Annotated in this window: 14 protein-coding genes; 8 read left to right on the top strand and 6 right to left on the bottom strand. The window is 62.4% G+C overall.

The window, feature by feature from the left end; translation table 11 throughout:
* Positions 1-18: 18 nt before the first annotated feature.
* The 3 genes from fabI to ACO06R_RS17705 all read right to left on the bottom strand — a co-directional run bounded on the left by fabI (position 19) and on the right by ACO06R_RS17705 (position 2,456).
* On the bottom strand, positions 19-831 hold the full coding sequence (fabI, locus tag ACO06R_RS17715; protein WP_421853127.1) for an enoyl-ACP reductase FabI: 813 nt from the start codon (positions 829-831) through the stop codon (positions 19-21).
* Positions 832-932: 101 nt separating this feature from the next.
* Positions 933-1,862 carry a DnaJ C-terminal domain-containing protein gene (locus tag ACO06R_RS17710; RefSeq protein WP_421853124.1) on the bottom strand — a complete coding sequence of 310 codons (930 nt, stop codon included), beginning with the start codon at positions 1,860-1,862 and terminating at the stop codon, positions 933-935.
* Between the two features lie 114 nt (positions 1,863-1,976).
* Positions 1,977-2,456, bottom strand: a complete 480-nt coding sequence (locus ACO06R_RS17705) for an RT0821/Lpp0805 family surface protein (RefSeq protein WP_421853121.1) — start codon at positions 2,454-2,456, stop codon at positions 1,977-1,979.
* A gap of 82 nt (positions 2,457-2,538) precedes the next feature.
* On the opposite strand from ACO06R_RS17705, the gene pdxH reads away from it, so the two are divergent.
* Positions 2,539-3,159 (top strand): pyridoxamine 5'-phosphate oxidase, encoded by a 621-nt coding sequence (gene pdxH, locus ACO06R_RS17700; RefSeq protein WP_421853118.1) that lies wholly within the window; start codon positions 2,539-2,541, stop codon positions 3,157-3,159.
* Positions 3,156-3,596 carry a DUF1801 domain-containing protein gene (locus ACO06R_RS17695; protein WP_421853115.1) on the top strand — a complete coding sequence of 147 codons (441 nt, stop codon included), beginning with the start codon at positions 3,156-3,158 and terminating at the stop codon, positions 3,594-3,596. The genes pdxH and ACO06R_RS17695 overlap by 4 nt, the downstream gene beginning before the upstream one ends.
* Here ACO06R_RS17695 and ACO06R_RS17690 read toward each other — a convergent pair.
* The gene (locus ACO06R_RS17690; RefSeq protein WP_421853112.1) at positions 3,591-4,298 is read right to left on the bottom strand and encodes an NAD-dependent deacylase; all 708 of its coding nucleotides are present in this window, start codon (positions 4,296-4,298) and stop codon (positions 3,591-3,593) included. The two genes, ACO06R_RS17695 and ACO06R_RS17690, sit on opposite strands and share 6 nt — an antisense overlap.
* Before the next feature lie 302 nt (positions 4,299-4,600).
* Between ACO06R_RS17690 and ACO06R_RS17685 the strand changes: the two genes are divergently transcribed.
* The 4 genes from ACO06R_RS17685 (at position 4,601) to ACO06R_RS17670 (ending at position 9,062) form a co-directional block, all read left to right on the top strand.
* Positions 4,601-5,728 carry a hypothetical protein gene (locus ACO06R_RS17685; protein WP_421853109.1) on the top strand — a complete coding sequence of 376 codons (1,128 nt, stop codon included), beginning with the start codon at positions 4,601-4,603 and terminating at the stop codon, positions 5,726-5,728.
* Between the two features lie 93 nt (positions 5,729-5,821).
* Positions 5,822-6,031: a hypothetical protein gene (locus ACO06R_RS17680; protein ID WP_421853106.1), complete on the top strand. Its 210-nt coding sequence runs from the start codon at positions 5,822-5,824 to the stop codon at positions 6,029-6,031.
* Positions 6,032-6,035: 4 nt separating this feature from the next.
* Entirely contained in the window at positions 6,036-7,457 is a 1,422-nt protein-coding gene (locus ACO06R_RS17675; protein WP_421853103.1) for a mechanosensitive ion channel domain-containing protein, read from the top strand.
* Between the two features lie 84 nt (positions 7,458-7,541).
* Positions 7,542-9,062 (top strand): peptide ligase PGM1-related protein, encoded by a 1,521-nt coding sequence (locus ACO06R_RS17670; RefSeq protein ID WP_421853100.1) that lies wholly within the window; start codon positions 7,542-7,544, stop codon positions 9,060-9,062.
* A 42-nt stretch (positions 9,063-9,104) separates the two neighbouring features.
* On the opposite strand, the gene ACO06R_RS17665 is transcribed toward ACO06R_RS17670, so the two are convergent.
* Both ACO06R_RS17665 and ACO06R_RS17660 read right to left on the bottom strand, forming a co-directional pair.
* Positions 9,105-10,742, bottom strand: coding sequence for a BCCT family transporter (locus tag ACO06R_RS17665; RefSeq protein ID WP_421853097.1), 1,638 nt, complete (start codon positions 10,740-10,742; stop codon positions 9,105-9,107).
* Between the two features lie 54 nt (positions 10,743-10,796).
* A complete protein-coding gene (locus ACO06R_RS17660) occupies positions 10,797-11,213 on the bottom strand; it encodes a universal stress protein (RefSeq protein ID WP_421853094.1) in 417 nt (138 codons plus the stop codon).
* A 217-nt stretch (positions 11,214-11,430) separates the two neighbouring features.
* Here ACO06R_RS17660 and ACO06R_RS17655 point away from each other — a divergent pair, with 217 nt between their 5' ends.
* Both ACO06R_RS17655 and ACO06R_RS17650 read left to right on the top strand, forming a co-directional pair.
* On the top strand, positions 11,431-12,036 hold the full coding sequence (locus tag ACO06R_RS17655) for an NAD(P)H-dependent oxidoreductase (protein ID WP_421853091.1): 606 nt from the start codon (positions 11,431-11,433) through the stop codon (positions 12,034-12,036).
* Between the two features lie 173 nt (positions 12,037-12,209).
* A complete protein-coding gene (locus ACO06R_RS17650) occupies positions 12,210-12,518 on the top strand; it encodes a PqqD family protein (RefSeq protein ID WP_421853088.1) in 309 nt (102 codons plus the stop codon).
* Positions 12,519-12,527: the final 9 nt, after the last annotated feature.

Here is a 12,527-nt window from a genome sequence, read left to right as displayed (position 1 = left end):
GGCCGCCGTCGGTTGCGGCTAGTATTTGGTGATGTCGGGCGCGTCGACGGCTTTCATGCCGACAACATGATAGCCGGCGTCGACATGGTGAACTTCCCCGGTGACCGAGCGTGAGAGATCGCTGAGCAGATAGAGCGCGGCATCGCCCACCTCGTCGATGGACACGGTCTTGCGCATCGGCGAGTTGTATTCGTTCCATTTCAGGATGTAGCGGAAGTCGCCGATACCGGATGCAGCGAGCGTCTTGATCGGGCCGGCCGACAGTGCGTTAACGCGGATGCCGTTCTTGCCGAGATCGGCGGCAAGATAGCGGACGCTCGCCTCCAGCGCCGCTTTAGCGACACCCATCACATTGTAGTGCGGCATCACCTTTTCGGCACCGTAGTAGGTCAGCGTCAGCACCGAGCCGCCGCTGGTCATCAGCGGTTCGGCGCGCCGCGTCATTTCGGTCAGCGAGTAGACGGAAATGTCCATCGAACGCGCGAAGTTTTCCCGCGACGTGTCGACATAACGGCCGGTCAGCTCGTCCTTATCGGAAAAGGCGACGGCGTGCACCAGAAAGTCGAGCCGCCCCCAGGTCTGTTCCAGGTGCTTGAACGTCGCCTCGACGGTCTCCGGCTCGGTTACGTCGCAGTGGCCGGTGACGATCGCGTTCAATTCGGCGGCTAGCGGCTCGACCCGCTTTTTCAGCGCGTCGCCCTGATAAGTGAAGGCCAGCTCCGCGCCTTGATCGGCGCATGATTTGGCGATGCCCCAGGCAATGGACTTGTTGTTTGCGAGGCCGACAATGAGGCCGCGCTTCCCCTTCATGAGGCCCGAACCGGTGGTCATGGCGTTTGTTCCCGAAAATTAATGTCCTGCAAGTCAGGCGAGCATATTGCACAGCGCCTGAATGCCATCAAGCGCCGTTACCCAAGGGAGTTTCTGGCAGGCTAGACTTCGGCTTTACCGAAAAGCGCTTCCAGCGCCTCGCGTTTTTCGTCCGGCAACTGGATTTCCGGGACCGCAAACAGGTCGCCGCGCCCGCCGGATTGCTTCGGCAGGCCTTTGCCCTTGATGCGCATCGGCTGTCCTGATGACGTCCACGGCGGAACGGTCAGCGCAATGCGTTTGCCTTCGGGCGTCACTAGCGAGACCTTGCCGCCGGCAATCGCGGTCGCCAGCGGTACATCGACGCCGACATGGATATCGGAGCCGGAGATATGCATGCCAGCCTCGGCCCTGATGTGGATCGTCGCCAGCAGGTCGCCGCGATGGCCGGTGGGCCCGACCTGGCCCTGTCCCTTCAGCCGGATCACCTGACCCTCGACCGCGTTTTTGGGGATGCTGACCGCGACGGTTCGCCCGTCAGGCAGTTTCAGCCTGGCCTTGCCGGCTTCGATGATGTCGCGCGGAGTGACGCGGAGGTCGGCATCGATATCCTTGCCGCGCTGCGGTTGTGCGTTGCCGCGCGCCGCACCGCCGGAAAAGCCGCTGCCGCGCCGCCCGCCGCCGAACGCCGAGCCGAACAGTTCACTGATGATATCGTCGGCAACGCCGCCATCGCGGCCACCAAATCCGAAGCCGCCAGCACCGCCACGAGCCTCGAAGCCGTCATAGGCGGTATACGGATTGCCGGCATGCGCGCCGTGGAAGGTCTCGCGCCCCTCGGCGTCGATCTCGCCGCGGTCAAACTGCCGACGGCGATCCTCGTCGCCAACGATCTCGTAGGCGCGCGACACTTCCGTGAAGCGCTCCTGGGCTTTCGAATCGTCCTTGTTGGCGTCCGGGTGATAGCGTTTGGCCAGCTTCCGGAATGCCGATTTTATCTCGGATGCGCTGGCTGTCTTGGGGACGCCGAGCACGGAATACGGGTCTCTCATGGCACCTTCGCGCGTTTTTCAGGGTTCGTTCCAATATGGCGATGCCGTCGCCGAAATTCCAGTTCGCGCTGCGTCTGGGCGGTTTAGAGCGTTTCCGGCTTGGATTGAAGCGCTCTAGCCCCGGTTTGCAGCAGGCTGCAGCAAGCGAGTCCACCAGCCGGTACGGCGGTCGAGGCACAGATCGCCGTGGTAGAGCGTAACGCCGTCATAAGACTGCCGTGTCGCGGTGAAGCTGCGGCAGATTTGTCCGGAGATTTTGCGTTGCCGAAGGTTCGAGACGACACCCGAGGAGCCGGTCGACGGATTTGACCAGGTCAGCGTGCCTGCGCTGACCGCGTCGTCGCCCGCCGAGGTCACGGCGTTGCGGATCGTATCCTCGTCGACCATCCGGTCGCGTTCGCCGGCTTCCGCATCTGGCGTATCGAGAAACGGGTTCGGCCCGGCAAGGCCGCTGCTGTCGGCAAGCGCGGTGACGTCGACCGCATCGTCCAGCGCGGCGCCGGTCATCGAGCAGGCTTGCACCATACCGGCCGCGGCCAGTATCACGGCAAGCCGGCTGGCAGCCGCAAGCCTGCGCTTGACTGTACGCGACAAAGCCCGATTTGTGTGCCGGAGGCCACGCATCTAAAACAAACACCATCTCTGAGCGGCTCGCGCCGCGGTCCCGGAAAGAATTATGACCACCACTGAGTTAACAAACGCTGACTTCACGACCCGCGACGACCCGTTCTCGCTGTTCGGCGAATGGCTGGCCGAGGCCGGCAAATCCGAAGTCAACGATCCCAACGCAACGGCGCTGGCTACGGCCGGGCCTGACGGTCTGCCCGATGTCCGCATGGTGCTGCTGAAGGATTTCGACGAGCGCGGCTTCGTTTTCTATACGAATTTCGAAAGCCAGAAGGGCGAGGAGATCCTCGCCAACATGCAGGCCGCTATGTGCTTTCACTGGAAGTCGCTGCGCCGTCAGGTGCGGGTACGCGGACCGGTGAGCGTGGTCAGCGACGCCGAGGCGGATGCGTATTTCTCTTCGCGGCCGCGCGTCAGCCGCATCGGCGCATGGGCCTCGAAACAGTCGCGCCCGCTGGAAAGCCGCTTCGCGCTCGAAAAAGAGGTCGCCCGCTACACCGCCAAACATGCGATCGGCCAAGTGCCTCGGCCGCCGCACTGGTCGGGCTTCCGCATCGCGCCGGTTTATATCGAGTTTTGGAAGGATGGCGCGTTCCGGCTTCACGACCGGGTGGTCTTTGCGCGCGAAAACGCCGAGGACGCGTGGTCCAAGACGCGCCTCTACCCGTGAGCGGTGGGCGCTCGGACAACAAGACCAAACCGGGCGATGCGTCGGTCGCCGCCTTTGTCGACGGTGTTGCGCATGAGGGCCGGCGGGCCGATGCACGCATTCTGCTCGACCTGATGAGCCGCGTCACCGGCGCCGAGCCGCGCATGTGGGGCGATACGATTATCGGCTATGGCCAGTATCACTACCGCTATGACAGCGGCCGCGAGGGTGACTTTTTCCTGACCGGCTTTTCGCCGCGCAAGGCCAGTATGTCGGTCTATATCATGCCGGGTTTCAAACCCTACCAAGACCATCTTGCCCGGCTGGGGCCACACAAGCATTCGGTGTCATGCCTCTATCTTGGGCGGCTTGGCCGCATCGATCTCGATGTACTGGCCGAGATAGTGTCTGACAGCATCGAGCGTATGCGCGCCAGGTATCCGGATGCACGCCTATGAGGGACTTGCGTCGGCGGCGATGGTTTCGGCGACAAAGGCCGGGACGATTTCGGTCGCCGGCCCGTGGCGGAAGCTGTCGAACCGATGGGTCCCTTCGGAGGCTTTCAGGTTGAGTTCCAGCGTATGTGCGCCGGCATTCGCGGCAATGGTGACGAACCCGGAGGCCGGATAGACCGCGCCGCTGGTGCCGATGGCAATGAACCTTTCGCACTGGTCGAGGGCGCTGACGATCTCATCCATGTAGTGCGGATACTCGCCGAACCACACAATGTCCGGGCGCATCTCGCCGACGACGCTGCAGGCCGGGCACGCGGTCGCAACCGTGATGTCCGCCATCCATTCGAAGGTACCGTCGCAAGAACCGCAGCGCGCCGAACTCAGCCGGCCATGCATGTGCAGCAATCGCTGCGAGCCGGCGCGCTCGTGCAGATTGTCGACATTTTGCGTGACGAGGAGGAAGTCGTCGCCGAGGGCGCGCTCCAGTTCGACAAGCGCCATATGCGCTGCGTTCGGGGACACACTGCCGAGTTGTGCGCGGCGCGCGTTATAGAAGCTGTGCACCAGTTTCGGATCTTCGGCAAAGCCTTCCGGCGTTGCCAGTTTTGCCGGTTCGTAGCGCGCCCAGACGCCGTCGGGATCGCGAAAGGTATCGATGCCGCTCTCGGCGGAGATCCCGGCTCCCGTCAGTATCACAGTTCGCACGTGTGCGGTCTCCGGTTCCCGAGAATGCAGATCTCCGCTGTACAACAGCCGGGGGCGAGGCGCCAGCGTGGCCCGGTCGGCCGCTGCGTGAGTACGATTCAAAATTTCAATAATATTGAGCGGTCTAGTTGGTTAATGAGAATGGTTCATCTTAATGATTAACAGACATCCAGTTTGACCGTGCGGAAGAGTGAAAATATTAAAAAAGTATTAAGTCGTCGATTAAGGGGTCTGAAATGAGTAGCTTTGCTAAGATAATAGGGAGTAGTTCAGATTTCTCGTCTAATGTACGGAATTCCGCAGTGTTCGCTGAGGAAGAAGTCGATTATACGGGATCTCTTACAAGGGTGGATGCCGTCCGCGCGAGCGGCACAAAGGTATCCGCAACGGAATCGGTGACGCCCGGCGCCGATCCGCTCGAGAAGGGTATCGCATTGGAAATGGAACGCGAGTTCGATTCAGCGTCGGATGCCGGCGATGACAGGCTCGACTCCATGACGAAGGCGGAGTCCGGCCGCTTGCTCGACATGCAGCGCAAGCGCGCATTGTGCGAGGAAATAGAACAGCAGATCCAGCAGGGCTCCGGCCTGATGGGCACGCTCACCAAGCAGATCGGGATCCTGAGCACCTATCTGGAAAAGGCCGAATCCGACCTGAAGAAGCTTGAGAAGGTCGAAATCAGCGCCAACAAATTGCGGGCCGCCAGCGATGGTCTGGTGCGCAAGAACCATGAGATGAAGTCTCAGGTCGAAGAGCAGAAGAAGCGGATCGCGCTTCTGGAGGCCAAGACCAACGCACTGCGCGAAACCAACGAGCAGGCCCGCACCAGCATGGCGCGGCTGCTGGAGGAAAAACGCATTGCGACCGTGGAGACGGCCGAGTTGCAGTCCGAGATCGCCCGCCTGGAGACCGACCGCAGCACGCTGACGGACAAGCTCGACATCCTTGAATCCGATGTCAGCGATCTCAACGCCAACCTCGACAAAGTCCGCGAAAAGGAACAGGCAGCTGTCAGCGACAATCGCCGCAAGGAAGACGAGCTGTCGCGCCTGCGCGAGGAAGTCGGCGACCTGCGTGAACTGCGCAAGCAGAACACGATCGAGCTGGAAGACTTCAAGAGCAAGAACGCCACGCTCGAATCCAAGGTGGTCGAGCAGAAGTCGCGGATCGATGAGCTGAACTTCGAGCTGGATTCTGGCCGCAAGGAGTTCGAGGAAATCGTCCGGCTCAAGCAGCAGCGGATTCTCGAACTCGAAGCGCGCGCCGAAGAGAAGGCTTATGCTCGCCGCGAGGTCAGCGAAACCGAAACGCCGCCGATCGCCTATGAGCCGATGAAGCCGGCGCTCAAGCCGGCAACCTTCGCGTCGATCAAAGCGCCTGAAGGCGAGGCGACGATCAGCGAGGCCGAAAAGGCACTCAGCGACGTATGACCCCGCGCTCGGTGCCGGAAGGTTACCGGGCGTATGCAATCCCGGAATTGCCGTGCTAAGGAAACGCGCAACGGCAAATCCGGGATTTTTCTTATGGCATTCGAAGGACTGATCACGCGTTTGAACCTGATGTTCCAGGAGATGGAAAACCAGCCGGAGGACGCGCATGAACTGCTGGAGCGAATCCATCTGGAATTGAACCAGTTGAAGGCGACCGGACAGCCGCTGCCGGAAGACCTTCTGGCGCTTGAGCAGCGTCTGGAGGAGGAATTCAGCGCCCGCGGGCGGCAGCGCCCGTCCTGAGCCGATGTCGCACGCCGACAGAACCGCCAAACCACGCATTCCGGGCCCTGTGCCCGCCTTTTCGGGAGCGCTGACCGCGCGACCGGGTACTGCTCTGTTGTGGCGCATGATCGCCGCCACGACATTTGCGATTGCGTTGTTATTCACCGTCGCAGCCGCCGCGCAGGAAAACAGCGCGATCGCCACCGGCAACGAGACCATCGGCGACCGCGATATCGACGCCCGGATCGAAGCGATCTTCGATGAGATTGACGGTCTGCAGGGCGTGTTCGTCACCGTGCGCTCCGGCGTCGTCACACTGCGCGGCAAGGTCGCGGAAGCCGCGCTGGCGCAGCGCGCCGGCGAGTTGGCCGCCAGGGTCAACGGCGTGGTCGAGGTCTCCAATGAGATTCAGGAGGTCACCTCGGTCTCGCTGCGGCTCACACCGGTCTATGAGCGGCTGACCCAGCGCTTCTGGCAGACAGTCGGTTATGTGCCGCTGCTCAGCGTCGCGCTGCTGTCCTGGCTTGTCGTCTTTTCCGCCGGGCTGATGATCGCGCGCCGCGCCTGGCCGTGGAACCGAATTGCCCCCAATGCCTTTATCAGCGATCTGCTGCGCCAGTTGGTTCGCCTAGCGTTCTTCGTGCTGGGTGTGGTGCTGGCGCTCGATATCCTCGGCGCGACCGCGCTTCTCGGCACCATTCTCGGCGCAGCCGGTATTGCCGGACTGGCGATCGGCTTTGCCGTGCGTGATACGGTGGAAAACTACATCGCCTCGATCCTGCTCTCCATCCGCCAGCCCTTCCGGCCCAAGGACTACATCCTGATCGGCGATCTGGAGGGCTTTGTCATTGGCCTGACCTCGCGCGCCACGATCCTTCTCGACCTCGATGGCAACCACATCCGCATTCCCAACGCCACGGTGTTCAAGAGCAACATCACCAACTACAGCCGCAATCCGCAGCGCCGGTTTCTGTTCCGGCTCGGGCTCGATCCGGCCAGCAATCTTGACCGAGCCCTCGAAGTCGGGCTCAGGCGGCTGCGGGCCTTCGATTTCGTGCTCCGCGAGCCGGGCCCAAACGCCTGGATCGACGATGTCGGCGATTCCAGCATTGTCCTGACCTTTGTCGGTTGGATCAACCAGGATGAAACGGACTTCCTGCGCGCCCGCTCGGAAGCGATCCGGCTGGTCAAGCACGAACTGGAAGGCGAGGGTTTCCTGCTGCCCGAGCCGTCGTTCCGCCTGCGCATCGACGGCGCGCCGGCAGAACTTGCCGCCCGGCCGAAAGCCGCTGCGGCCGCCGGACCGGCCGCGAGCGAGGAGCCCGAAACCGTCAACGATACCAGCCCGGACGCCGCGGTGGGAAAGAAGGTCGATGCCGAACGCGCCGAGGCCGCGCCGAGCGACCTGCTTGACGAGCGCGCGCCCGATGAAATGAACGGCTAGAGCAAGGCAAGTAAAGCCTCCCCCTGCCGCTAAAGCAGTATTAACGCTTCCGTTTTTGGCGATCCCGTCTTAGGCTTCGGCCTTATGAGCAGCATTGGCACGGCGGTACCGACAGCCGGTGAGGAGCGCCAGGCGTTTCGCATGTTGCGAAGCCGGCTGTCCTGGCAGTTCGAGCAGGTCTTTCCCGACCCGCTGCATCCGCGCGGCGTGCTGATCGTTCCGAGCCTGACGCTCGACACCGACGTGATGGCCCGCATCGAGGGCGTGCATCATTATGAGGAAAGGCTTTTGTGCCTGTTGCTGCTCTTGCGGATGCCGGCAACGCGCGTCGTCTATGTAACCAGCGAGCCCGTCGCCGAGGCGACGATCGATTATTATCTCCATCTGCTGGAGGGCGTGCCGCACCGCCATGCGCGTGAGCGACTGACCCTGCTGACCTGCCATGATGCGTCGGAGCGGTCGCTGACGGAAAAGATCCTTGAACGGCCACGCGTCAAGAAGCGTATCCTCGAGGCGCTCGGCCGCACCGATTTCGCGCACATGATCTGCTTCAACGTTTCCAACCTCGAAAGGCGGCTGGCCGTCGATCTCGGTATTCCCGTCTATGGCTGCGATCCCGACCTGTTGCCGCTTGGCTCCAAGAGCGGCAGCCGCCAGGTTCTGCGCGAGGCCGGCGTGGCGATCCCCGACGGTGTGGAGAACCTGACCGGCGAAGACGATGTCGTCGAGGCGCTGTGCGAGATCAAGGCGCGCGATCCGGACATGCGGCGCGCCGTCGTCAAGCTGAACGAGGGTTTCTCCGGCGAAGGCAACGCGCTGTTCGACTTCTCCGATGCACCTGAGGCCGGCCTGTCGCGTTGGGTGCGCGAGCGCCTGCCGCACATGGCGTTCGAGGCCGCCGGCTTGTCGTGGGACGTATTCCACCAAAAGTTCGTCGAGATGGGCGGCGTCGTCGAGGCCTTCGTCGAAGGCGAGGGCAAGCGCTCGCCATCGGCGCAGTTTCGCATTGATCCGACCGGCAGGATCGACCCGCTGTCGACCCATGACCAAGTGCTCGGGGGGCACACCGGCCAGGAATATCTCGGCGCGACATTTCCGGCCGATCCGGCCTACCGGCTGGAGATACAGTCGCAGGGGACGAAGGTGGCGGGCGTGCTGGCCAAACACGGCGTGCTAGGCCGTTTTGGCGTCGACTTCATTTCGGTCCCCGAAGATGGCGGTTGGCGCCATGTCGCCATCGAGATCAACCTGCGCAAGGGCGGCACGACGCATCCCTTCATCATGTTGCAATATCTGACGGACGGCGCCTACGACCCGCAAACCGGCCTGTTCAACACGCCGCAGGGCAATCCGCGCTGCTACTATGCAACCGACAATCTGTGCTCGCCGTGCTACCGAGGACTGTGCCCGGACGATCTGATCGACATCGCGGTGCGCAATGGCATCCATTTCCACGGCGCCACCCAGACCGGCGTGGTGTTCCACCTGATCGGGGCGCTCTCGCAGTTCGGCAAGCTGGGCGCCGTCTGTGTCGGCAAGACACCGGGCGAGGCGGAGGATCTTTACCGCCAGATGGTCGCCGTGCTCGACCGCGAATGCGGCTGAGTGGCGAGGCCGTAAAAGCCTCGCCACTGCCAATGTTTGTGCTTAGCGCGGTTCGCTTCGCAGGCCCTGTATGATCGCGATACAGGCCAGCAGCAGCACGATGGTGAACGGGAAGCCCGTCGACACGGCCATCGCCTGAAGCGCGCCGAGCCCGCCGCCGAGCAATAGCGCGATCGCGACCAGACCCTCGAAAATCGCCCAGAAGATCCGCTGCGACACTGGCGCGTCGACCTTGCCGCCTGCCGTGATCGTGTCGATCACCAGCGAACCGGAATCCGACGACGTGACGAAGAAAATGATCACCAGCGCGATGCCGATCGCCGACGTGATCTGCGTCAGCGGCAGTGCGGCAAGCATCTCGAACAGCTTCAGTTCGAGCGCGGCGTCCTGGACGGCGGTGTATCCGTCATTGACGATCTGGTTGATGGCGGTGCCGCCGAAAGCCGTCATCCAGAGGACCGACACCAGCGACGGGATCAGCAGCACGCAGATGATGAACTCGCGCACCGTGCGTCCGCGCGAGACGCGGGCAATGAACATGCCGACGAAAGGCGACCAGGAAATCCACCACGCCCAGTAGAACGACGTCCAGCCCTGGCTGAAATTCGCATCCTCGCGCCCGAACGGCATCGACAGCGCCGGCAGATATTCCGCATAGGCGACGAGATTGGAAAAGAAGCCGGACAGGATGGCCACCGTCGGCCCGACGACTATGACGAAAAGCAGCAGCAGCGCTGCCATCACCATGTTGATCTCCGAAAGCCGTTTCACCCCGGCATCGAGGCCGGCCATCACCGAGATCAGCGCTACCGCGGTGATCGCCAGGATGAGAAACACCTTGGATGCGTCCGTGACCGGCCAGCCGAACAGGAACTCCAGTCCGGCATTGGCCTGTTCGGCGCCGAAACCTAGCGAAGTGGCGAGGCCGAACAGCGTCGCAAACACGGCCAGCGTGTCGATGACATGGCCGGTCCAGCCCCAGACGCGTTCGCCGAAGATCGGATAGAAGATCGAGCGGATCGTCAGCGGCAGGCCCTTGTTGTAGGAGAACAGCGCAAGCGCCAGGGCGACGATCGCGTATATGGCCCACGGGTGCAGGCCCCAGTGGAAGATCGTCGCCGCCATGCCAAGCCGAGCCGCCTCGGCATTGTCGCCTGCCGCAGCGCCAAGCGGCGCCCAGTCCGAACGCATGCCGTCTTCGCCCACCGCTGTGCCGCCGACCGCCGAGGAGAAGTGCGAGATCGGTTCCGACACGCCGTAAAACATCAGCCCGATGCCCATGCCGGCGGCAAACAGCATCGCGAACCAGCCAGTGTAGGTATAGTCGGGCGCCGCTTCCCTGCCGCCGATCCTGATCTTGCCGTATGGCGAGACGATCAGAAGCAGGCAGAGCAGCACGAAGATGTTGGCCGACAACAGGAAGAACCAGTCGAATGTCGAGGTCAGCCACTGGCGCAACGCGCCGAAGACTTCGCCGGCGCTATCCTGGAACGCCAGTGTGAAGAACACGAAGGCGACAATGGTCAGGCCGGAAATCAGGAACACGGGATTGTGGATGTCGAGGCCGAAAGGCCCGACGGAGACGCTGATATTGTCCTGTCCGATCTCGTATTCAGTCTCGATGAGTTCCGCGGCGCCTTCCGGAGCTCGAATACCCTGCTCAGTGGTGGGATCGCTCATTCTGATGTCCTCCTGCCTTTCGGCTATCAGTTTTTCGACGCAGCCCGGCGAGGCTTAGCCGCGGACGAGAAACACCGATGCGTCGGTATGGGTCGCGACGCGCCCGCCATTGGACGGCCAGACGTTGTCGACGACCGTCGGGACATGCGTTGCCATGACGACAAGATCACAGCCGGTTTCCTTCACCGCCCCGATCAGGGTTTCGTCGAGATCGGTCGCTGGATCGTGGCTGGCGTAGGCCTTGGCGTCGGTTGCGATGCCGTGGCGTACACCCTGATCGTCGGCAAAGTCCCTCAGCTTTTCTGTGAATTCCGCCGGATTGTGGCCAAGCGCGCTGGGCGCTTCCGTCGTGACTCCGACATAAACCACGGGAATCTTGTAGAGTTTTGCAAGATTTGCTCCCGCGTCCAGCGCCAGTGCCAGCTTGTCGACATGTGCAAGATCCACGGGCAACATGATCTTCTTGAACATTTCTCCTCCCCGTCGATTTTTGACGCAATCAAACCAGCATCGTTACTTTGCGTCGCCTGTCAAGCTGGGCGGCGGTGGACGGGATTGCTGTTCGAGGCGCAGTCCACAGCTCTCCGATCATCGCTCCACACTGCCGGGATTTCCCCAAGCCCTTGCTTTGATGCGGGAATCGTAGAAGCGTCGGTCGTTCAGACAAAGAAGGGGAACAGCGCATCCGATGAAGGTGCTTGTCGTTTACTGTCATCCGCTGGCGGGCAGCTTTACCGAGGCAGTGCGCGACGCGCTGCTGGAGGCATTGGCCGCCGGCGGCGCCGAGATCGAGGTGATCGATCTTTATGGCGAGGGGTTCGACCCGGTGCTGAGCGCAGAAGAGCTACAAAACTATATCGAGCCGGCGGTCAACACGCGCCTTGTCGAGCGCCATGTCGCGGCGCTCAGTGCGGCCGACGCGCTTGCCTTCGTCTATCCGACCTGGTGGTACGGCCAGCCGGCAATGCTGAAAGGCTGGCTCGACCGGGTGCTTCTGCCGGAGGTGGCGTTCCACATGCCGAAGGCCGACGGCGAAGACATCCGCCCGGCGCTGACCCGCATCCGCACGGTGGCCGTTTTCACTACCTGCGGCGCGAGCCGCTGGCTAACCTGGCTGGTCGGCGCACCGGGCCGCCGAACGCTTCTGCGCGGCGTCCGTACGCTCTGCCACCGTTGGGCGCGGACCGTCTCCGTCGCGCATTACTCGATGGACAGTTCCACCGACGCAAGCCGCGCCCGGCATCTTGAGAAGGTCCGGCGCGCAGCCGAAAAACTCGCCAAAACAGCCAGATAGGCAGTTTTTCTGACTCGACGTAAGAGATCTGCACGGTTGGTGCTGCTGGTCGCTGTGGCCGGCGAAAGGCGCGCGCGTCACGACAATGACGGCGGCAAGCGCAAATTTGTTATTGACCCGCTGCAGCCGGCTCTGCTTGATGACAGGACGATGGTCTGCAGGTGGAAAATCCGGTGACCCTGGATGCGTCTCGATCGCGGGCGACTGCGGAAACGCGGCTGGAACTTGCTTCGGCGGCAAGCGTGAACCCACTGGGGACGGGAGAGGGCGGCGTCGTGCTCAACTCTGCATCCGGACGTTTGTACACAGTCAACGACACCGCGCTGGCATTCCTGCGCGAACTGGATGGAAAGCGCTCCGTTTCAGAGATCGCCGAACGGCTATCTGAAGAATTCGCTCAGAACCATGCGATCATCCTCAGGGACCTCATTCCAGTCGCCAATCTCCTGATCGACGCGGCGGTGATCCGGGTTCTGCGATGAAGCCCGCTT

This window comes from Oricola sp., assembly GCF_965230365.1.
Classification (GTDB): domain Bacteria; phylum Pseudomonadota; class Alphaproteobacteria; order Rhizobiales; family Rhizobiaceae; genus Oricola.
The sequence above is the reverse complement of the archived record's forward strand: the minus strand, read 5'-3'. Positions and strand labels throughout refer to the sequence as shown.

What these genes read in the sequence shown, in the direction of transcription:
- fabI (WP_421853127.1), bottom strand. Translation starts at nt 831, where the DNA reads ATGACCACCGGTTCGGGCCTCATGAAGGGGAAGCGCGGCCTCATTGTC.
- ACO06R_RS17710 (WP_421853124.1), bottom strand. Translation starts at nt 1,862, where the DNA reads ATGAGAGACCCGTATTCCGTGCTCGGCGTCCCCAAGACAGCCAGCGCA.
- pdxH (WP_421853118.1), top strand. Translation starts at nt 2,539, where the DNA reads ATGACCACCACTGAGTTAACAAACGCTGACTTCACGACCCGCGACGAC.
- ACO06R_RS17680 (WP_421853106.1), top strand. Translation starts at nt 5,822, where the DNA reads ATGGCATTCGAAGGACTGATCACGCGTTTGAACCTGATGTTCCAGGAG.
- ACO06R_RS17675 (WP_421853103.1), top strand. Translation starts at nt 6,036, where the DNA reads ATGTCGCACGCCGACAGAACCGCCAAACCACGCATTCCGGGCCCTGTG.
- ACO06R_RS17670 (WP_421853100.1), top strand. Translation starts at nt 7,542, where the DNA reads ATGAGCAGCATTGGCACGGCGGTACCGACAGCCGGTGAGGAGCGCCAG.
- ACO06R_RS17665 (WP_421853097.1), bottom strand. Translation starts at nt 10,742, where the DNA reads ATGAGCGATCCCACCACTGAGCAGGGTATTCGAGCTCCGGAAGGCGCC.
- ACO06R_RS17660 (WP_421853094.1), bottom strand. Translation starts at nt 11,213, where the DNA reads ATGTTCAAGAAGATCATGTTGCCCGTGGATCTTGCACATGTCGACAAG.
- ACO06R_RS17655 (WP_421853091.1), top strand. Translation starts at nt 11,431, where the DNA reads ATGAAGGTGCTTGTCGTTTACTGTCATCCGCTGGCGGGCAGCTTTACC.